The following is an 18,317-nucleotide window of genomic DNA, read 5'->3' on the forward strand; positions in this document are numbered from 1 at the left end:
GGGCTGGTGACGGGTGTACAGTGGTGTGCTCTTCCGATCGGCGGGTGGCACCGGCCCTGGAACAGAGTTCGGCGCCGTCGCAACGCGACGGCGCCGAATGTATGTGACGTCAGATTTCAGCCCTGGCGGCTCTTCCACTGCGGGTTGGCGCGGTTCACCACGACGACCCGGCCGCGGCGGCGGACCACCACCGAACCCGGCTTCTGCTTCAGCGACCGCAGGGAGCTGCGTACCTTCATCTCTGACCCTCCTCGGGTCTGGGGGCCTTGTTCGGTTCCATGGATTCAAACGCCAGGGCCGCGATGCCGATTCCCCTGGTCGCCGAGGGTGCCGCGTCCCGGGGCCACCCGGGTGACGGGCGGCCGGCCCGGAGGCGGATCGAACGATTCGGCGCGCCCGCACGTACCACTGCGGGAGGTCGACGCCATGCCCGTGTCCCGAATGCTCGCCGCCGTGCTGGTCGCCGCGGCGACCGTACCGTTGAGCGCCGCGCCCGCCGCCGCACACGGTGCGCCGACCAGCCCGATCAGCCGGGCCGCGGCCTGCGGTCCGGAGGGCCGGCACGCGGCGGAGGCGGCCTGCCGGGCGGCGGTCGCGGCCGGCGCGGCCGTACGGGAGTGGGACAACGTCCGGGTGGCCGCGGTCGACGGCCGGGATCGGGAGCGGATCCCGGACGGGGAGCTGTGCAGCGGCGGCCTGTCGGCGTACCGGGGGCTGGACCTGGCCCGCACCGACTGGCCGGCGACCGAGCTGACCCCGGGTGCCCGCTTCGGCTTCCGCTACCGGACCACCATCCCGCACCGGGGCACGTTCCGGCTCTACGTCACCCGGCCCGGCTACGACCCGCGAGCTCGGCTGACCTGGGACGACCTGGATGCGCGCCCGTTTCTGACGGTGACCGATCCGCCGGTACGGGCGGGCGCCTACCAGTTGGCGGGGCGGCTCCCGACCGGCCGCAGCGGCCGGCACCTGATCTACACCATCTGGCAGAACTCGAACACCCCGGACACCTACTACTCGTGCTCCGACGTGGTCTTCCGCCCGACCGCGACCGGCACCGGGGCGAAACCCACCCGAGCTGCCCGGCCGGCCGGCTCGCCGGCCGCCGCGGCTACCGCCCCGGCGGCCACCGCCGACCCGGTGGCGGCGATCGCCGCCGAGCCGGGCGTCCCGGTCGCGTCGGTGACCGACCTCCGCGGGCGCTGGCCGGTGCTGGCCGGCGCGGCAGCCGTGATCATCCTCGTCCTGCTGGTGACCGGCCGGCGGCTGCGCCGGGCCGGTGGGCCGCCGCCCGGCCGGCGGTCCGAGGTACGCAACCACCGGGCCGGGCGGCGCCGGATCTGGTGAGGCTCAGCCGAGCAGCCGTCGATCTCAGCCGAGCAGTCGGTCGATCTCGGCCAGTTCCTCGGCGGTGAAGTCGAGGTTGTCCAGCGCCGCGATGTTCGTCTCCAACTGCGGAACGCTGCTCGCCCCGATGATCAGGCTGGTCATCCGCGGGTCGCGCAGCGCCCAGGCGAGCGCGAGTTGGGCCAGCGACTGGCCGCGCCGCTCGGCGATCGCGGCGAGCCCGCGGATGGTCGCCATCCGCTCCTCGCTGAGGTCGCTCTCGTTGAGGAAGACGCTGGTCCGCACCCGGGAGTCGGCCGGGATGCCACCCAGGTAACGGTCGGTCAGCAGCCCCTGCGCCAGCGGGCTGTACGCGATGCAGCCGGTACCGACCTGCTCCAGGGTGTCCAGCAGGCCGTCGGTCTCCGTCCACCGGTTGAACATCGAGTAGGCCGGCTGGTTGATCAGCAGCGGGGTGCCCAGCTCACGCAGGATCGCGGCGGCTCGCGCGGTCTGCTCGGAGTTGTAGTTGGAGACGCCGACGTAGAGCGCCTTGCCGGAGCGGACGATGGCGTCCAGCGCGCCCATCGTCTCCTCCAGCGGGGTGTCCGGGTCGAACCGGTGGGAGTAGAAGATGTCGACGTACTCCAGCCCCATCCGGCGCAGCGACTGGTCCAGCGAGGAGATCAGGTTCTTGCGCGAGCCCCACTCGCCGTACGGGCCGGGCCACATCAGGTAACCGGCCTTGCTGGAGATGACCAGCTCGTCCCGGTAGGGCTTCAGGTCGGTGGCGAGCAGCCGGCCGAAGTTCTCCTCGGCGGCACCGGGCGGCGGGCCGTAGTTGTTGGCCAGGTCGAAGTGGGTGACGCCCAGGTCGAACGCGCGGCGGACGATGTCCCGCTGCCGCTCGAAGGGGCGGTCCGGGCCGAAGTTGTGCCACAGGCCGAGGGAGATGGCGGGCAGCCGCAGGCCACTGCGCCCGCTGCGCCGGTAGGTCATGGTGTCGTAGCGGTCGTCCGCGGCGAGGTAGGTCACGATCATGAGCCTAGTCGCCCCGATCGGGTGGCCCGAGGTGCCGGCCGGCGTGACCAAGTCCGGCGGTGGGCAGTTGACCCTGACGCCGAACACCGAGCGGGGGACTGACCACGATGGACGACATCACCGCGATGATCATGGACGACCACGCCGCGTTCCGGCGTGGCTTCGCCCGACTGGACGACGCGCGGGACGAGCACGAGCTGCTGGCGATCTGGGAGGCGCTCGCCCTGCACCTGGACATCCACGCCGAGGCCGAGGAGAGCATCCTCTACCCGCACCTGGTCCGTCACGGCGACGACGGCGAGGCCGAGACCGCCGACGCGGTCGGGGACCACAACAAGATCCGCGACGCGATCGCCGAGGCCAAGCTGCACCCGGTCGGCTCCGATGAGTGGTGGGCGGCGGTCTGGCGGGCCCGCCGGGAGAACAGCGAGCACCTCGCCGAGGAGGAGGACGAGGCGCTGCCGGACTTTCGCCGGCACGCCGGGGCCGAGCTGCGAGCCGAGCTGGGCCACCGCTGGCTGACCTTCTACGGCGAACACAAGAACGGTCGTGACCTGGCCTTCCAGGACAAGGATCCGCAGCGGTACGTGCGCGAGCACCGCTGAGATATCCCCGGCACGGGGGAGTCGGTCACGGGCGTGCCGGCGGCAGAATGAGCCGGTGAACCCCCGAGCGGCCGTGGCTCCGCTGGTCGCCGCCAGCACCTGGCGGCGCGGCGTCTTCCTGCTGCTGGGCGGGGTGCTCGTGCTGCCGTACGTGCTGCTGGCGGTGGCCTTCGGGCAGCTCTTCACCGGCCCGGCGGTGCCCCGGCTGCTGTCGATCGGCCTGCTCGTGGTGGCCGTGCTGATCGCGGTCGTACCGCTGCTGCTCGACGGCAGCCGGGCGTTGGAGATCGCCGCCGCCCGGGCGCTGCTCGGCGTCGACCTGCCCGATCCGGCACCCGGGCACCGCGGCGACCGGGAGACCCGGCTGCGCGCCGCGCTCTGGATCGCCGTCCACCTGACCGTCGGTGGGCTGCTGATGCTCGCGCTGCTCAGCGCGGTGCCGATGGCGTTGGCCTTCATCGCCCAGCAGTTCGGCGTCGGCACCGAGGTGATCACCGACGTGCGGTTCGGGCCGCTGGACGGACAGGACACCGGCTGGTTGACGCTGACCGGGGTGCTGCTGCTGGCCGGCCTCGGGTACGCCGTCGCGGGGCTCGGCGCGCTGGCCGCATCGATGGCGCCGGTGCTGCTCGGGCCGGCGCCGGCCGAACGGATCGCCGCGCTGGAGGCCCGGGCGACCCGGCTGGCCGAGCGCAACCGGCTGGCCCGGGAGCTGCACGACTCCGTCGGTCACGCGCTCACGGTGGCCACCCTGCAGGCCGGGGCGGCCCGGGCGGTGCTCGACAGCGACCCGGAGTTCGTCCGCCGGGCACTGGCCGCGATCGAGGAGACCGGCCGGACCGCCATGGACGAGCTCGACGAGGTCCTCGGGCTGCTCCGCGAATCCGACGGCGCGCCGAGTGCCGCGACACCGCAGCGCAGCCTCGCCGACCTGGACCGGCTGGTCGCCGACACCCGCGCCGCCGGCCTGCCCGTGCGGGCGCGTCGGGTCGGTGACCCGGCCGCCCTGCCCGCGGTGGTTTCCCGGGAGGGCTACCGGATCGTCCAGGAGGCGCTGACCAACGCCGCCCGGCACGGCCGCGGGCCCGTCACGCTCCGGCTCGACGTCGGGCCGGACGAGCTGGAGCTGGAGCTGGTCAACGAACTCCTGCCCGGCCAGCGCCGGCCCGATCCGGGGCGGGGCGGCCGGGGCCTGGACGGAGTGCGGGAGCGGGTGCTGCTGCTCGGTGGCCGACTGAGCGCGGGGGCGGAGGGCGACCGGTGGCGGATCCAGGTGCGGCTGCCCTACCGGGGGCCGCGGTGACGATCGGCGTACTGGTCGTCGACGACGACGAGCTGGTCCGGGTCGGGCTGCGGGCGATCATCGACGCCCAGCCCGACCTGCGGGTGCTCGCCGAGGCCGCGGACGGCGCCGAGGTGCCGCCGCTGGTCGCCCGGCACCGCCCGGCGGTGGTGCTGATGGACGTGCGGATGCCCGGGATCGACGGGATCCAGGCCACCCGGCGGCTGCTGGCCGCGTCCGCCGACCCGCCCCGGGTGCTGGTGGTCACCACCTTCGCCAACGACGAGTACGTCTACGACGCGCTGCGCGCCGGGGCGAGCGGCTTCCTGCTGAAGCGGGCCCGGCCGGCCGAGGTGGTCGAGGCGGTACGGGTGGTCGCCGCAGGCGAGTCGCTGCTCTTCCCGGCGGCGATCCGTCGGCTGGTCGGGGCGTACGGGGGGCGGGGCGGCGATCGGCTGCGGACGGCCCGGCTGACCGAGCGGGAGGCCGAGGTGCTCCGGCTGATGACGGCCGGGCTCTCCAACCCGGAGATCGCCGCGCGGCTGGTGGTCGGGGTGGAGACGGTGAAGACGCACGTCGGCAACGTGCTGGCCAAGCTGGGGGTGCGCGACCGCACGCAGGCGGTGATCGCCGCGTACGAGTCGGGCTTCGTCACCCCGGCCGGCTGAGCCCGGCGCCCGCCCGACGCGATGCCGCTGCCGACGGCTCCCCCCGGCGGGGGAGCGGGTTCACCGGCTCACGGGAGGGTTTCCGGGCCGCGCCGGCCGAGGCTGAGAGCATGACGATCACCGATGCGCCACCTCGCCCGGCCATCCGCTGGCCCGACCGACTCGCCCCGCTGGCCGCCGGCTGGCTCGGCCTCTGGGGCGTCCTCGCCCTCGTCGCCGCGCTCACCCGCGCCGGCTATCCGTTCGGCGCGAACGACCCGGACAGCGACCTCAACCTGCTGCGGCTGATCCCGGTCGGGCTGGGCGCGCCGCTCTTCGCCGGACTGCTGCTCACCGCGGCGGTCGCCGCGCTGGCGATGAGCCGCCCGGCGGTCCGCCCGTCCCGCCCGCTGCGGACGCTGCTCGCCGGCTATACCGGGGCGGTCGCGCTCGTCCTCGCCGTGGTCGTGCCGGACGCCCAGGTGCTCACCATGCTCGGCTACGCGCCGATGCTGATCCTCGGTGCACCGTTCGGCTGGCCGCCGGTCGACTACGCCGAGGTCTTCACCTGGGCGCTCTTCGCCCGGTTCGCCGCCGTGCTCGGCGGGCTGCTGCTGGCCGGCGCGGTCCTGGTCTGGCTGCGCCGCACCGCCGACGCCTGCCTGGCCTGCGGACGAGGTGACGCCGAGCGGGCCTGGGCCACCCCGGCCGCCGCCGCCCGCTGGGGTCGGTGGGCCGCCGGCATCGCCGCTGCCATCCCCTTCGCGTACGCGCTGACCCGGTTCGCCTGGGCGGCCGGCATCCCGCTCGGCATCTCCCGGGACTTCCTCTCCGAGATGCAGGAGACCGGCCTGGTCTGGGCCGGTCTCGGGCTGGGCGCCTTCGCCACCGTCGGCGCGCTGCTCACCCTCGGCCTGGTCCAGCGCTGGGGCGAGCGGTTCCCGCGCTGGATGGTGGGGCTGGCCGGGCGTCCGGTGCCGGTGCGCCTGGCGGTCATCCCGGCCAGCGTGGTCGCGGTGGCGGTCGCCGCGGCCACCGTGGGGCTGGTCGGCACCCCGGACTTCTGGTCCATGGCCGGCGAGGGGTTCACCGCGGCCAGCGCCCCGATGCTGCTCTGGCCGGTCTGGCCGGTGGCCCTCGGCGCGGCGACCTACGCGTACCACCTGCGTCGGCGCGGTGGCTGCACGCGTTGTGGCCGGGGCTGAGGGTGGGAGCGGGGGTGCCCCTCAACGCAGGGGCACCCCCGCCCGGACCGCGCTAGCGTGGTCGGGTGACTGCGCCCAACCCGGTAATCCCGGTTCCACCGGCCGACCTGCCCGGCACGCTCGGCGAGCTGCGGGCGGCCGGCCACCGCTACCGCACCGTCAAGCAGGAACTCCGCGACAACCTGTTGGCCCGGATGCGGGCCGGCACCGACCGCTTCCCCGGCATCGTCGGCTACGACGACACCGTCCTGCCCGAGGTCGAGCGGGCGCTGCTCGCCGGGCACGACGTGGTGCTGCTCGGCGAACGCGGCCAGGGCAAGACCCGGTTGATCCGCTCGCTGGCCGCGCTGCTGGACGAGTGGACCCCGGTCATCGCGGGCTCGGTGCTCAACGAGCACCCGTTGCACCCGCTCACCCCGGCCTCCCGTGCCCAGGTCGCCGAGGCTGGCGACGACCTGCCGGTCGGCTGGCTGCACCGGTCGATGCGGTACGGCGAGAAGCTGGCCACCCCGGACACCAGCGTCGGTGACCTGATCGGCGACGTCGACCCGATCCGGATCGCCCAGGGGCGGACCCTCGGCGACCCGGAGACGATCCACTTCGGGTTGGTGCCGCGCACCAACCGGGGCATCTTCGCCGTCAACGAGCTGCCCGACCTGGCCGAACGGATCCAGGTCGCGCTGCTCAACGTGCTGGAGGAGCGGGACATCCAGGTCCGCGGCTACCAGCTGCGGCTGCCGCTGGACCTGCTCCTGGTGGCCAGCGCCAACCCCGACGACTACACCAACCGGGGCCGGATCATCACCCCGCTCAAGGACCGGTTCGGCGCGGAGATCCGCACCCACTACCCGGTCGACCTGGACCTGGAGCTGGCCCTGATCCGGCAGGAGGCCGACCTGGTCGCCGAGGTGCCGGAGCACGTGCTGGAGGTGCTCGCCCGGTTCGCCCGGGCGGTGCGCGAGTCACCGTCGGTGGACCCGCGCTCCGGCGTCTCCGCCCGGTTCGCGATCGCCGCGGCCGAGACGGTGGCCGGGGCCGCGCTGCGCCGCGCCGGCCTGCTCGCCGCCGGCTCCGCCTCCGGTGCCGACGACCCGACGGTACGGCCCGAGGCGCCGGTGGCCCGGGTGGGCGACGCGGTGTCGGTGACCTCCACCCTTCGTGGCAAGGTCGAGTTCGAGAGCGGCGAGGAGGGCCGGGAGGTCGAGATCCTGGCGCACCTGCTGCGGACCGCCACCGCCGAGACGTTCCGGGCCCGGCTGGCCGGGCTGGACCTCTCCGGCTTCACCGAGCTGGTCGCCGAGGGCACCGTGGTCGAGACCGGTGAGCTGGTCAGCTCGGCGGAGCTGCTGCGCCAGGTGGGCACCGTGCCCGGGCTGGCGAAGGTGCTGGACCGGCTCGGGATGGGCGACGCGCCGATTCCCGAGGAGGCCGCGGCCGGGGTGGAGTTCGTGCTGGAGGGGTTGCACCTGACCCGCCGGCTCGGCAAGGACGTCACCGACTCCGGTCGCACCGTCTACGGCGGCCGGGGCTGAGCATGGCCGGCAACCGGTTCCGGTACGGGCAGTGGCGCGGCGGGCCGGACCCGCTGGCGCCCCCGTACGACGTACGCGCGGCGGTGGATTCGGTCGGCGCCGAGGTGCTGGCCGGCGGCAGCCTGCGCGAGGCGCTGCGTGACCTGCTGCGCCGGGGCCCGCAGGGGCGCGCCGGGCTGGACGAGCTGGCCGCCCGGGCCCGGCGGCTGCGTCGGGAGGCGCTGCGCCGGGGCGACCTGGACGGGGCGGTGACCCGGTCGCGGGCCCTGCTCGACCAGGCGCTGGCGGCCGAGCGCGACGAGCTGCGCGGTCGCGACGACGACGGCGCGCGGTTCGCCGAGTCGGTGCTGAACAACCTGCCCGGCTCCACCGCGCGGGCGGTGCAGGAGCTGTCCGGCTACGAGTGGGCCAGCGAGGACGCCCGCCGGTCGTACCAGCAAATCCTCGACGGGCTCCGCGACGACGTGCTGGGCCAGCGTTTCGCCGGGCTGCGCGACGCGGTGCGGGCCTCCGCCGACCCGGCGGCGCAGCAGCGGCTGGGCGAGATGATGGGCGACCTGAACGACCTGCTGGCCCGGCACGCCCGCGCGGAGGACACCACCGACGCGTTCGCCGAGTTCATGCGCCGGCACGGGGAGTTCTTCCCGGAGCAGCCGAAGGACGTCGACGAGCTGGTCGACGTGCTGGCCCGCCGGGCGGCGGCCGGGGAGCGGCTGATGCGCTCGCTGTCGGACCGGCAGCGCGAGGAGCTGGCCGGGCTGATGCAGCAGTCGCTCGGTGACCGGCTGGCCGGCGAGTTGTCCGCGCTCGACGGGCATCTGCGGGCGCTCCGGCCCGACCTGCGCTGGGGGCGTGGCGAGCGGGTGCGAGGCGAGCAGCCGCTCGGCTACGGCGAGGCGGCCGGCGCGCTCGACGAGATCGCCGAGCTGGACGACCTGCTCGACCAGCTGGACCAGGAGCATCCGGGCGCGACCCTGGACGACGTCGACGTGGACGCGGTGGCCCGCACCCTGGGCCGCGACGCCGCGGACGACGTACGCCGGCTGCGGGAGCTGGAGCGGGAGCTGCGCCGGCAGGGCTGGGTGAGCCGGGACGCCGAGGGCCTGACGTTGAGCCCGAAGGCGCTGCGCCGGCTCGGCGGGACCGCGCTGCGACGGGTCTTCGCCGATCTGACCGCCGGCCCGCGCGGCCAGCACGACCTGCGCTCGGCGGGCGCCGCCGGCGAGGTGAGCGGCGGCTCCCGGCCCTGGGAGTACGGCGACGAGCAGCCGCTGGACGTGGTCCGGACGCTGACCCGGGCGGTGCGCCGGGCCGGGCCGCAGGTGCCGGTGCAGCTCGCGGTCGACGACTTCGAGGTGGTGGAGACTGAGCGGCGGGCCTCGGCGGCGGTGGTGCTCTGCGTCGACCTGTCGTACTCGATGATCTCGCAGGGGCGGTGGGGGCCGATGAAGCAGACCGCGCTGGCCCTGTCGCACCTGATGGCGACCCGGTTCCCGCAGGACGCGTTGCAGATCGTCGGGTTCGGCCGGCAGGCGATGCCGTTGACCCAGCAGGAGTTGGCCGCCATCGACCCGGATTTCGAGCAGGGCACCAACCTGCAGCACGCGCTGCGGCTGGCCGGTCGGCACCTGCGCCGGCACCCGGACGCCGAGCCGGTGGTGCTGGTGGTCACCGACGGGGAGCCGACCGCCCACCTGGACCCGGACGACGGTGAACCGCTGTTCCACTGGCCGCCGCTGCCGGAGACGATCGAGGCGACCATCCGCGAGGTTGACCGGCTGGCCCGCTACGGGGCGACGCTGAACCTCTTCATGCTCGGCGACGACGCCGGCCTGCGCCGCTTCGTGGACGCCGTGGCCCGCCGCTCGAAGGGCCGGATGTTCACCCCCGACCCCGACGACCTCGGCGAGTACGTCGTCTCCGACTACCTCCGCGCGAGGCAGTCCCGCCGCTGACCGCCGTCGATCATGCAGTTGTGGTGGGGGACGAAAGCCGCTCGTCCGGGTGAACCGGGCACCACACCTGCATGATCGACGGGGCGGGGCGGGGTTGACTGGGGTGATGGAGAGCGGTGGGCTGCGGCGGGCGTACGACGCGCTGCTCGGCGAGATCGACGCGGGGGGCTTCGGGCCACCGCCGGAGGGGCAGTTGAGCGCCGAGCAGATCGTGGCGCACCTGGCCGCGAACGACGAGCTGATGACCGAGGCGACCGAGGCGGTGCTGGCCGGGTCGCCGTTCGCGTACTACGACCTGGAGACCATCCACCGCCCGCAGGTGGACGCGCTGGTCGTCGAGTGCGGCGGGCTGGACGGCCTGGCCACGCTCTTCCGGGCGACCAGCCAGAAGCTCTGCACGCTCACCGATCGGCTCGGCCTTGCCGCGGAGACGCCGGTGGAGACCCATCTGCGCGAGGGCTTCGACCTGAACGTCGACCAGCCGCTGCCCTGGGGCCGCACCCTGGACCTGCACGCCCACGTACACCTGCCCAAGCACCTGGCCCAGCTCCGGATGCTGCGCACCGGCTGACCGCCGGGACCGGCCTCAGACGGACGCCGGTTCGGCCGGTGCCGGTTGCCGGCGGAAGGCCCGGCGGTAGGCCGAGGGGGCCACCCCGATCCGCAGGTGCAGTTGCTGGCGCAGCGCCGCCGCGGTGCCGAAGCCGCAGCGGCGGGCCACCTGGTCGATGCTCAGGTCGGTGGTCTCCAGCAGGAGCCGGGCGTGGTCGGTGCGCTGCTGGAGCAGCCACTGCGCCGGGCTGAGGCCGGTCTCCGAGCGGAACCGTCGGGTGAAGGTGCGCACGCTCATCCGGGACTGCTCGGCCAGGTCGCGCAGACTGACCGGCTCGTGCAGCCGCTGGCGGGCCCACTCCCGGGCGGTGGCGGTGCTGCTGTCGGCGACCTTCGGCACCGGGTGCTCGATGTACTGGGCCTGGCCGCCCTCCCGCCACGGGGGCACCACGCAGCGCCGCGCCGCCCGGTTGGCCACCTCGGTGCCGTGGTCGGTGCGGATCACGTGCAGGCAGAGGTCGATCCCGGCGGCCACCCCGGCCGAGGTGAGCACCCGGTCGTCGTCGATGAAGAGCACGTCCGGGTCGAGGTCGACGTCAGGGTGCAGCCGGCGGAACCGGTCGGCGTACGCCCAGTGGGTGGTGGCCCGCCGCCCGTCGAGCAGGCCGGCGGCGGCGAGCACGAAGGCGCTGGTGCAGATCGACATGATCCGGGCGCCCCGCTCGTACGCGGCACGCAGGGCGGCGGTCACCTCGTCGTCCAGCGTCCCGTCGGTGAGCGGCGCCCCGGAGTGGATGCCGGGGACGATCACGGTGTCCGCCGTCTCGATCAACTCCAGCCCGTGCTCGGGGGTCACCTGGTAGCCGGCGGTGCTGCGGACCGGCCGACCGCCCGGGGTGCAGACCTCGACCTGGTACATCGACACGCCGTCGGCGGAGCGGGCGGTGCTGAAGACCTGCGAGGGAGTGCCGAGGTCGAGGCCGACGACGTCGTCGAGGGCGAGCACGGCGATCCGGTGCGGCGGCGAAGTGGTCATGGCCCAATTATTGCGCATCATGGCTCCCCGGCCACTCGTCGCGGTGCCCGGCGGTGCCGAGACTCGTACCGTGACCCGAGAGCGCCGTCTGCACCCCGCCTGGCTCGTCGCCGCCGTCGCCTTCGTCGCGCTGGTCGGCGCGGCGGGGTTCCGCGCCACCCCGTCCGTGCTGCTGCACCCGCTGCACGCCGAGTTCCGCTGGCCGCTGGCCACCATCTCCGCCGCCGTCTCGGTCAACCTGCTGCTCTACGGGCTGACCGCGCCGTTCGCCGCGGCGCTGATGGACCGGTTCGGCATCCGGCGGGTGGTCGCCGTCGCGCTGCTGCTGGTCGCGGCGGGCAGCGGGCTGACGGTGTTCATGACCGCGAGTTGGCAGCTCATCCTCTGCTGGGGTGTGCTCGTCGGGCTGGGCACCGGCTCGATGGCGCTGGCCTTCGTGGCGACCATCACCGGGCGCTGGTTCGTCCGGCGGCGGGGCCTGGTCACCGGCGTGCTCACCGCCGGCGGGGCGGCCGGGCAGCTGGTGTTCCTGCCGCTGCTCGCCGTGCTGGTCCGCGACCACGGCTGGCGGGCGGCGGCGCTCGTCGTCGCGGTGGCCGCGCTGGCGGTCGTACCGCTGGTGGTCTGGCTGCTGCGCGAGCACCCGGCGGATCTCGGCCTGCCCGCCTACGGCGCGGCCGAGGTCACCCCGGCCCCGGCCCCGGCCGGCGGGGCGGCCGCCCGCGCGGTCGGCGCGCTGGCCCAGGCGGCGCGGACCCGGCCGTTCTGGCTGCTCGCCGGCGGCTTCGCGATCTGCGGCGCGACCACAAACGGGCTGGTCGGCACGCACTTCGTGCCCGCCGCCCACGACCACGGGATGGCGGAGACCACCGCGGCCGGTCTGCTGGCCCTGGTCGGGCTCTTCGACATCGTCGGCACCATCGCCTCCGGCTGGCTGACCGACCGGGTGGACAGCCGGCTGCTGCTCGGGGCCTACTACGGGCTGCGCGGCGCGTCGCTGCTGGTGCTGCCGAGCCTCTTCGCCAACAGCGCCGAGCCGAGCATGCTCGTCTTCATCATCTTCTACGGGCTGGACTGGGTGGCCACCGTGCCGCCGACCGTGGCGCTCTGCCGGGAGTACTTCGGCAGCTCCGGGGCCGTGGTGTTCGGCTGGGTGTTCGCCTCCCACCAGCTCGGTGCGGCGATCGCCGCCACCGGCGCCGGACTGGTCCGGGACCGGCTCGGCGACTACGCGTTGGCCTGGTATGTCGCCGGCGCGCTGTCGATCGGCGCGGCCGGGCTGTCACTCCTGCTGCTGCGCCGCCGCCGCGCCGGCGCCGAACCCGCGCCGGTGCTGGTCACCGCCGCGCCGGTGGGCCGGCGGGTGTGGAGCTACCGGGGCTAGTGCGGTGTCCACTAACGTTCACCGGGTTTCCGGTGGTGTTGTGGATCCTCGCCGTTCGGGCGAGCGACTCCCCACCAGGTGGGGCGGGCCTCCGCGGGCCAACTGATCCTCTCGCCGCCCCGGGTGGGCGGCGGGGATCACGCCGGGACCGGCCGGCACCGGGCAGGTGCCGGCCGGCTCGACGGTGCGTGAGCACCCCTGGCAGCACAGCCACGGCTGTGGTGGGGGTGGTGGGTCCGCCGCCCGGGGTGCGGGTGGCGATCATGGCCGCCGCGACGAGGTCACGGTGGCCGGAGAAGGTGCAGTGTGGGCAGGTCAGGGTGCGCCCACGGGGTTTCGGTATCCGCCGCTGGCAGGCGGGGCAGGTCGAGGAGGTGCCGCGTTCGTCGACCAGGTGGACGGTGATGCCGGCGAGGGTGGCCTTGTCGGTGAGGACCTGAATCAGTCGGCCGATCTGCCACTGCCGCAGCCGCAGGTTGTGTCGCCGCCCCGCCGCAATGTCGAGCACACCGCGGGGGTCGCCGACATGCAGCACCCCCACCCGCTGATCCACCGCCCAGGACACGACGGTGCGAGCCGCCTCGTGCTGGGCCTGCCGGATGCGCCGTCGATGCCGTCCTTCGACCGCGCGTTCCCGGCGGCGGTATCGGCGCCACCGCCGTGACCCCCGCTGGCCGGGTTTCGGTGCCCGCCGCGCCACGGCCCGGCGGCGGGCTTTGGTGTCGGCCAGGTGCATCCGGTGCTCGGCGCGGACCGCCCGCCCGGACACCAACAACCCCTTCCCGTCGGGCCCGGCCACGGCGTAGGGGTGGATGATGCCCAGGTCCACCCCGGCGACCCGGCCGGGGTCCGGCTCCTCGCCGGGCGGATAGGCGGTCACCGGCACTTCGGCGCTCACGTCGAGGAACAGCCGACCACCCTCACACAGCAGCGTGATCGAGCGGACCTGCTCCACCGGGTACGGCAGATCACGGACCAGCCGCACCCACACCGGCTGCCCGCCTCGCGCGGTCGGGATGCGCACCCTGTGCCCGTCGATGGTGAAGGTGCCGTGATACCAGCGAACCGGCACCAACCTGCGACGGCGACGCGGGAACCGCGCCGAGTCGTCACCGGCCTTACGCCGGTTCGCCGCCGCGAACCACGCGTCGGAGAACCGGCGCAACACCGACCGGGCACCCGTGCTGTCCAGCCCGCCGAACGTGCCCGGCCCCGAAGCGGCCAACTCGCGGCACAACTGCTGATAGCCGGCCAGCGGCGCATCGTGGCGGCGACGCCGCCACGCGTTGACCTCCAACACGCACGCCCAGACGTCACCAGCCGAACGCAGCAGGCCGAAACACCGGCGCCGCTGCCCCGCCGTCACCCGCAAACCGACCCGAGCCGTGCGATAGGCGACCCGCGGCGCAGCGGGATCCCGACGGCGAGGCACGAACCACACCCAACACCACCGGTACGACAATTCGCCGACCCACACCAACCCGGCGAACGTTAGTGGCCACGGCACTAGCCGTCAGCTGAGCGTCCACTGCTGCCGGGCGGCGCCGTCGCAGGGCTCCTGCCTGACGGCGTCGCCGGCCTCGTCGCCGTCGTCCTCCACCTGGCCGCACTTGCCGCTGTGCACCGCGACCAGCAGCACCGGCCCGGCCCCGGTCGGGGTCAGCCGCCATTGCTGGTTGGCCTCACCGTGGCAGGGGAACTGCAGCAACTTCGACCCGTCGTCCGCGCTGCCGGCCTCGACGTCCAGGCACTGGCCGTACGCCGCGTTGGTCAGCGTCACCGCGTCCGCCGTGATCGGGTTGACGACCCACTGCTGCTCCGGCCCGCCCGAGCAGGCGGCGAGTTCCGCCTCGGCCTTCTCGCCGTCGCCGTCGAGGCCGAGGCAGAGCCCGGAGACGACCGTCCGGAGCACCCTCGGCCCGGTGGGCGGCCCGGCCGGGGTGGTGGCCGCCGGGGTCGGGGAGGGCGCGGTCGGGGTGCTCGGCGCGGGCTCGCTCACCACGGGCGAGGGGACCGGGTCGGTGCCGGGCGAACTGACCGCCGCGGGTGTGGCCGGCCCGTCGCCGCCACCGAGCACGCCGGTGGCGAAGACCACCCCGAGGAGTACGCCGACCAGCCCGACGGCGAGGGCCACCCGCAGCAGCGGATCCCGGGGCAGGAAGGAACGCGCCGGCTGGCGACCGCCGTAGACGGTGCCGGACGCCTCGGAGCGGTCACCCGGGAGGGACATGGGGTCATCCTGGTCCACGCCGGTGCCGCCGGGCCAGTCGCCCTGCTCCGGCGGCCTCCCGAGGCCCTCGCTGTGTCGCCGTGCGGACCACGACCCCCGCTGCCGTGTCGACCACCCTCAGCGGGTCGGCTCCGGATCGGTGACGTCGGCGACGGTGGCGTGCAGGCTCGCCAACGCGGCGTCCGCGTCCACCGCCACGGAGAGGCCGTGCTCGCCCGCGCCGAGCGTGATGGTCCGTCCGCGCAGCCGCTCGTCGGCGACCACGGGCCAGGCGGTGGTGGCGCCGAACGGAGTGATGGTGCCCCGTTCGTAGCCCGTGACCTCCTTGGCGGTGGCCGCGTCGGGCATCGAGAGGCGGCTCACGCCGAGCAGCGCGCGCAGCTTCGGCCAGGAGATGACCCGGCCGCCGGGGGTGAGCACGAAGAGGTGGTCGTCCGGGCCGCGTCGCACGACGATGCTCTTCACCACGTCGGGCACCGCCACGCCACGCACCGCCGCGGCCTCGCTGAGGCTGGTCACCGGCCCGTGTCGGATCACCCGGTAGGGCAGGCCGGTGGCGTCGAGCGCGGCGAGCGCGGGGGTCGGCATGAGGTGCACGGTAACCCGACGGGAGGTGGCCGTAAGTGTGAAAAGGTCAACGTGGACAACCGATGCCGCAGGCAACAAGGCGCGTACAGTGATCACATGTGCGCCGTCCGTGTGGATCATCAACCGGCCGATCACGACAGTGCGGTGGACCTGCTGCGACGGTCGTATGCGGCGGTGCCACCCGGGGAGACCGTCCGGCTCGCCAAACGCACCTCCAACCTGTTCCGCCCCCGCGCCGCGGTGCACACTCCCGGCCTCGACGTCAGCGGCCTGACCGGCGTCCTCGGCGTCGACCGGAAGGCCCGGACCGCCGACGTGCAGGGCATGTGCACCTACGAGGACCTGGTCGACGCGACCCTGCCCCACGGGCTGATGCCGCTGGTGGTGCCGCAGCTGCGCACCATCACGCTGGGCGGCGCGGTCACCGGGCTGGGCATCGAGTCCACCTCGTTCCGCAACGGCCTGCCACACGAGTCGGTCATCGAGCTGGACGTGCTCACCGGGTCGGGCGAGATCGTCACCGCCCGTCCCGACGGCGAGCACGCCGACCTCTACGCGGCCTTCCCCAACTCGCTGGGCAGCCTCGGCTACGCCACCCGGCTGCGCATCGAACTCCAGCCGATCCGCCGCTACGTGGCGCTGCGCAACATCCGGTTCAGCCGGCTGGAGGAGCTGACCGACGCGATCTCCGAGGTGACCGCCACCCGGGCCTGGGCCGGAGTGCCGGTGGACGTGCTGGACGGTGTGATGTTCAGCCCCGGTGAGGCGTACCTGGTGCTGGGCACCTTCACCGATCAGGCGGAGGGGGCGCCCAGCGACTACACCGGCCAGGACATCTACTACCGGTCGCTGCGCCGGCGCACCCGCGACGCGCTGACCACGTACGACTATCTCTGGCGCTGGGACACCGACTGGTTCTGGTGCTCCTCGGCGTTCGGGGTGCAGCACCCGGTGGTGCGCCGGCTCTGGCCGGCGCGGCTGCGACGCAGCGACGTCTACCACCGGCTGGTCCGGATGGAACACCAGTACGGTGTCGCGGCCCGGATCGACCGACTGCGCGGCCAGCCCACCCGCGAGCGGGTGGTGCAGGACGTGGAGATCCCACTGGAGCGGACGGCCGACTTCCTGCGTTGGTTCGCAGGCAACGTCGGGATGACCCCGGTCTGGCTCTGTCCACTGCGACTGCGCGAGCCGGCGGGTCCCGGCTCTGCCCGGCCCTGGCCGCTATATCCGCTGCGGCCCGGGCAGGACTACGTCAACATCGGTTTCTGGGGGAGTGTGCCGATGGCCGAGGGCGCCGCCGACGGCGACGTCAACCGGTCCATCGAGCGCGCGGTGTCGGAGCTGGGCGGGCACAAGTCGCTCTACTCCGACGCGTACTACGACCGGGAATCCTTCGACCGGCTCTACGGCGGGCCGACGTGGCGCGCCGTCCGGGACCGCTACGACCCGGAGCACCGGTTCACCGGACTGTACGAAAAGGCGGTAGCACGAGCATGAGCCTGACCGACCGAGACCAGGGGGCGGCGAGCGCCCCCGGAACACCGCCGCCGGGGGGCCGGCGGCCCGGTCCGACCGTGGCGGACGTGGTCCGCACGGTGACCATCGGTGACCTGCCGATGCGGGTCACCGGCTACGACGGCAGCGCCGTCGGCCCGGCCGACGCCGGGCTGACCCTGTCCATCCGTACCGAGCGGGGGCTGTCCTACCTGCTCACCGCCCCGGGTGACCTGGGCATGGCCCGCGCCTACGTCAGCGGGGACCTGGCCCTGGAGGGGGTGCATCCGGGCGACCCGTACGAGGCGCTGCGGGTGCTCAAGGACGACATGAAGTTGCGCCTGCCGCCGCTGCCCGACGCGCTGAACCTGGTACGCGGGCTGGGCTGGGAGCGGCTGCGACCACCGCCGGCCCCGCCCCAGGAGGCGCTGCCGCGCTGGAAGCGGGTGATGAACGGGCTGCGGCACTCCCGGACCAGGGACAGCTCCGCCATCTCGCACCACTACGACGTCTCGAACGCCTTCTACGAGAAGGTGCTCGGCCCGTCCATGACGTACACCTGTGCGGTCTTCCGTTCTCCGGACGACACGCTGGAGCAGGCCCAGGCGTCGAAGTACGACCTGGTCGCCGGCAAGCTGGCGCTCAAGCCCGGGATGCGGCTGCTCGACGTGGGCTGCGGCTGGGGCGGCATGGTCCGGCACGCGGCCCGGGAGTACGGCGTGAAGGCGCTCGGGGTGACGCTGTCGAAGGCGCAGGCCGAGTGGGCGCAGGCGGCGATCGAGCGGGAGGGGCTGACCGAGCTGGCCGAGGTGCGCCACCTGGACTACCGGGACGCCCCGCGGGAGCAGTTCGACGTGATCTCCTCGATCGGCTTGACCGAGCACATCGGGGTGCGCAACTACCCGGCCTACTTCGGTGCGTTGCGTGACCGGCTGCGCCCGGGCGGTCGGCTGCTCAACCACTGCATCACCCGCGCGGACAACCGGGCGCCGCACCGCTCCGGCGCGTTCATCGACCGGTACGTCTTCCCGGACGGCGAGCTGGCCGGCCCGGGCCGGTTGATCAGCGAGCTGCACGACGTCGGGCTGGAGGTGCACCACGAGGAGAACCTGCGCCAGCACTACGCGCTGACGCTGGCCGGATGGGGCCGCAACCTGGTGGAGAACTGGGACTTCTGCGTCAACGAGGTGGGCGCGGGCACCGCCAAGGTGTGGGGTCTCTACATGGCCGGGTCGCGGCTGGCGTTCGAGCGCAACGGCATCCAGCTGCACCAGGTGCTGGCCACCCGCAACGGCCCGGACGGCCAGAACGACTATCCGCTGCGCCCGGACTGGCTGCCCTGATCCCGAGCTGAGCCGACGAAAGCCGCGCCGACTCGGCGCGGCTTTCGTCGAACCCATTGACAAAGAAGTTTTGTACGTACAAACTGATTTTGCC

At 74.0% G+C, this 18,317-nt stretch carries 17 protein-coding genes; 11 read left to right on the forward strand and 6 right to left on the reverse strand.

Annotation, left to right across the window (positions count from 1 at the left end; genetic code table 11):
• Window positions 1–116: 116 nt before the first annotated feature.
• Entirely contained in the window at window positions 117–239 is a 123-nt protein-coding gene (locus AB0C04_RS26405; protein ID WP_091591861.1) for a 50S ribosomal protein L36, read from the reverse strand.
• Window positions 240–426: 187 nt separating this feature from the next.
• Here AB0C04_RS26405 and AB0C04_RS26410 point away from each other — a divergent pair, with 187 nt between their 5' ends.
• Window positions 427–1,347 (forward strand): lytic polysaccharide monooxygenase, encoded by a 921-nt coding sequence (locus AB0C04_RS26410; protein WP_357059363.1) that lies wholly within the window; start codon window positions 427–429, stop codon window positions 1,345–1,347.
• Window positions 1,348–1,371: 24 nt separating this feature from the next.
• On the opposite strand, the gene mgrA is transcribed toward AB0C04_RS26410, so the two are convergent.
• Window positions 1,372–2,367, reverse strand: coding sequence for an L-glyceraldehyde 3-phosphate reductase (gene mgrA / locus AB0C04_RS26415; RefSeq protein WP_357059366.1), 996 nt, complete (start codon window positions 2,365–2,367; stop codon window positions 1,372–1,374).
• A gap of 107 nt (window positions 2,368–2,474) precedes the next feature.
• Here mgrA and AB0C04_RS26420 point away from each other — a divergent pair, with 107 nt between their 5' ends.
• From AB0C04_RS26420 to AB0C04_RS26450, 7 genes are all read left to right on the forward strand, one after another.
• On the forward strand, window positions 2,475–2,972 hold the full coding sequence (locus AB0C04_RS26420; protein ID WP_357059369.1) for a hemerythrin domain-containing protein: 498 nt from the start codon (window positions 2,475–2,477) through the stop codon (window positions 2,970–2,972).
• 55 nt (window positions 2,973–3,027) lie between these two features.
• A complete protein-coding gene (locus AB0C04_RS26425; RefSeq protein WP_357059371.1) occupies window positions 3,028–4,275 on the forward strand; it encodes a histidine kinase in 1,248 nt (415 codons plus the stop codon).
• On the forward strand, window positions 4,272–4,922 hold the full coding sequence (locus tag AB0C04_RS26430) for a response regulator transcription factor (protein WP_357059373.1): 651 nt from the start codon (window positions 4,272–4,274) through the stop codon (window positions 4,920–4,922). Before AB0C04_RS26425 ends, AB0C04_RS26430 begins: the two co-directional genes overlap by 4 nt.
• 110 nt (window positions 4,923–5,032) lie before the next feature.
• Window positions 5,033–6,106, forward strand: a complete 1,074-nt coding sequence (locus AB0C04_RS26435) for a hypothetical protein (protein WP_357059375.1) — start codon at window positions 5,033–5,035, stop codon at window positions 6,104–6,106.
• Between the two features lie 65 nt (window positions 6,107–6,171).
• Complete coding sequence (locus AB0C04_RS26440; protein ID WP_357059378.1) at window positions 6,172–7,638, forward strand: sigma 54-interacting transcriptional regulator; 1,467 nt, start codon at window positions 6,172–6,174, stop codon at window positions 7,636–7,638.
• A 2-nt stretch (window positions 7,639–7,640) separates the two neighbouring features.
• Window positions 7,641–9,593, forward strand: a complete 1,953-nt coding sequence (locus AB0C04_RS26445; protein ID WP_357059381.1) for a VWA domain-containing protein — start codon at window positions 7,641–7,643, stop codon at window positions 9,591–9,593.
• 106 nt (window positions 9,594–9,699) lie between these two features.
• Window positions 9,700–10,164: a hypothetical protein gene (locus AB0C04_RS26450; RefSeq protein WP_357059383.1), complete on the forward strand. Its 465-nt coding sequence runs from the start codon at window positions 9,700–9,702 to the stop codon at window positions 10,162–10,164.
• 15 nt (window positions 10,165–10,179) lie between these two features.
• On the opposite strand, the gene AB0C04_RS26455 is transcribed toward AB0C04_RS26450, so the two are convergent.
• Window positions 10,180–11,199 (reverse strand): DJ-1/PfpI family protein, encoded by a 1,020-nt coding sequence (locus AB0C04_RS26455; RefSeq protein WP_357059386.1) that lies wholly within the window; start codon window positions 11,197–11,199, stop codon window positions 10,180–10,182.
• Window positions 11,200–11,251: 52 nt separating this feature from the next.
• Here AB0C04_RS26455 and AB0C04_RS26460 point away from each other — a divergent pair, with 52 nt between their 5' ends.
• Entirely contained in the window at window positions 11,252–12,565 is a 1,314-nt protein-coding gene (locus AB0C04_RS26460; protein WP_357059388.1) for an MFS transporter, read from the forward strand.
• Here the strand turns inward: AB0C04_RS26460 and AB0C04_RS26465 are convergent.
• The 3 genes from AB0C04_RS26465 to AB0C04_RS26475 all read right to left on the reverse strand — a co-directional run bounded on the left by AB0C04_RS26465 (window position 12,519) and on the right by AB0C04_RS26475 (window position 15,383).
• Window positions 12,519–13,931: a transposase gene (locus AB0C04_RS26465; protein ID WP_357059391.1), complete on the reverse strand. Its 1,413-nt coding sequence runs from the start codon at window positions 13,929–13,931 to the stop codon at window positions 12,519–12,521. The genes AB0C04_RS26460 and AB0C04_RS26465 overlap by 47 nt on opposite strands.
• A gap of 147 nt (window positions 13,932–14,078) precedes the next feature.
• Window positions 14,079–14,795 (reverse strand): RICIN domain-containing protein, encoded by a 717-nt coding sequence (locus AB0C04_RS26470; protein WP_357059395.1) that lies wholly within the window; start codon window positions 14,793–14,795, stop codon window positions 14,079–14,081.
• Between the two features lie 117 nt (window positions 14,796–14,912).
• The gene (locus AB0C04_RS26475) at window positions 14,913–15,383 is read right to left on the reverse strand and encodes a YbaK/EbsC family protein (protein ID WP_357059397.1); all 471 of its coding nucleotides are present in this window, start codon (window positions 15,381–15,383) and stop codon (window positions 14,913–14,915) included.
• Between the two features lie 96 nt (window positions 15,384–15,479).
• On the opposite strand from AB0C04_RS26475, the gene AB0C04_RS26480 reads away from it, so the two are divergent.
• Entirely contained in the window at window positions 15,480–16,883 is a 1,404-nt protein-coding gene (locus AB0C04_RS26480) for an FAD-binding oxidoreductase (protein ID WP_357059400.1), read from the forward strand.
• Window positions 16,880–18,223: a class I SAM-dependent methyltransferase gene (locus AB0C04_RS26485; protein ID WP_357059403.1), complete on the forward strand. Its 1,344-nt coding sequence runs from the start codon at window positions 16,880–16,882 to the stop codon at window positions 18,221–18,223. Before AB0C04_RS26480 ends, AB0C04_RS26485 begins: the two co-directional genes overlap by 4 nt.
• Window positions 18,224–18,317: the final 94 nt, after the last annotated feature.

Source organism: Micromonospora sp. NPDC048909 (genome assembly GCF_040649635.1).
Classification (GTDB): Bacteria; Actinomycetota; Actinomycetes; order Mycobacteriales; family Micromonosporaceae; genus Micromonospora.

Coding starts and splice junctions, on each gene's coding strand:
- AB0C04_RS26445 (WP_357059381.1), top strand. CDS start 7,641: ATGGCCGGCAACCGGTTCCGGTACGGGCAGTGGCGCGGCGGGCCGGAC.
- AB0C04_RS26405 (WP_091591861.1), bottom strand. CDS start 239: ATGAAGGTACGCAGCTCCCTGCGGTCGCTGAAGCAGAAGCCGGGTTCG.
- AB0C04_RS26480 (WP_357059400.1), top strand. CDS start 15,480: ATGTGCGCCGTCCGTGTGGATCATCAACCGGCCGATCACGACAGTGCG.
- mgrA (WP_357059366.1), bottom strand. CDS start 2,367: ATGATCGTGACCTACCTCGCCGCGGACGACCGCTACGACACCATGACC.
- AB0C04_RS26455 (WP_357059386.1), bottom strand. CDS start 11,199: ATGCGCAATAATTGGGCCATGACCACTTCGCCGCCGCACCGGATCGCC.
- AB0C04_RS26410 (WP_357059363.1), top strand. CDS start 427: ATGCCCGTGTCCCGAATGCTCGCCGCCGTGCTGGTCGCCGCGGCGACC.
- AB0C04_RS26450 (WP_357059383.1), top strand. CDS start 9,700: ATGGAGAGCGGTGGGCTGCGGCGGGCGTACGACGCGCTGCTCGGCGAG.
- AB0C04_RS26420 (WP_357059369.1), top strand. CDS start 2,475: ATGGACGACATCACCGCGATGATCATGGACGACCACGCCGCGTTCCGG.
- AB0C04_RS26475 (WP_357059397.1), bottom strand. CDS start 15,383: ATGCCGACCCCCGCGCTCGCCGCGCTCGACGCCACCGGCCTGCCCTAC.
- AB0C04_RS26435 (WP_357059375.1), top strand. CDS start 5,033: ATGACGATCACCGATGCGCCACCTCGCCCGGCCATCCGCTGGCCCGAC.
- AB0C04_RS26485 (WP_357059403.1), top strand. CDS start 16,880: ATGAGCCTGACCGACCGAGACCAGGGGGCGGCGAGCGCCCCCGGAACA.
- AB0C04_RS26470 (WP_357059395.1), bottom strand. CDS start 14,795: ATGTCCCTCCCGGGTGACCGCTCCGAGGCGTCCGGCACCGTCTACGGC.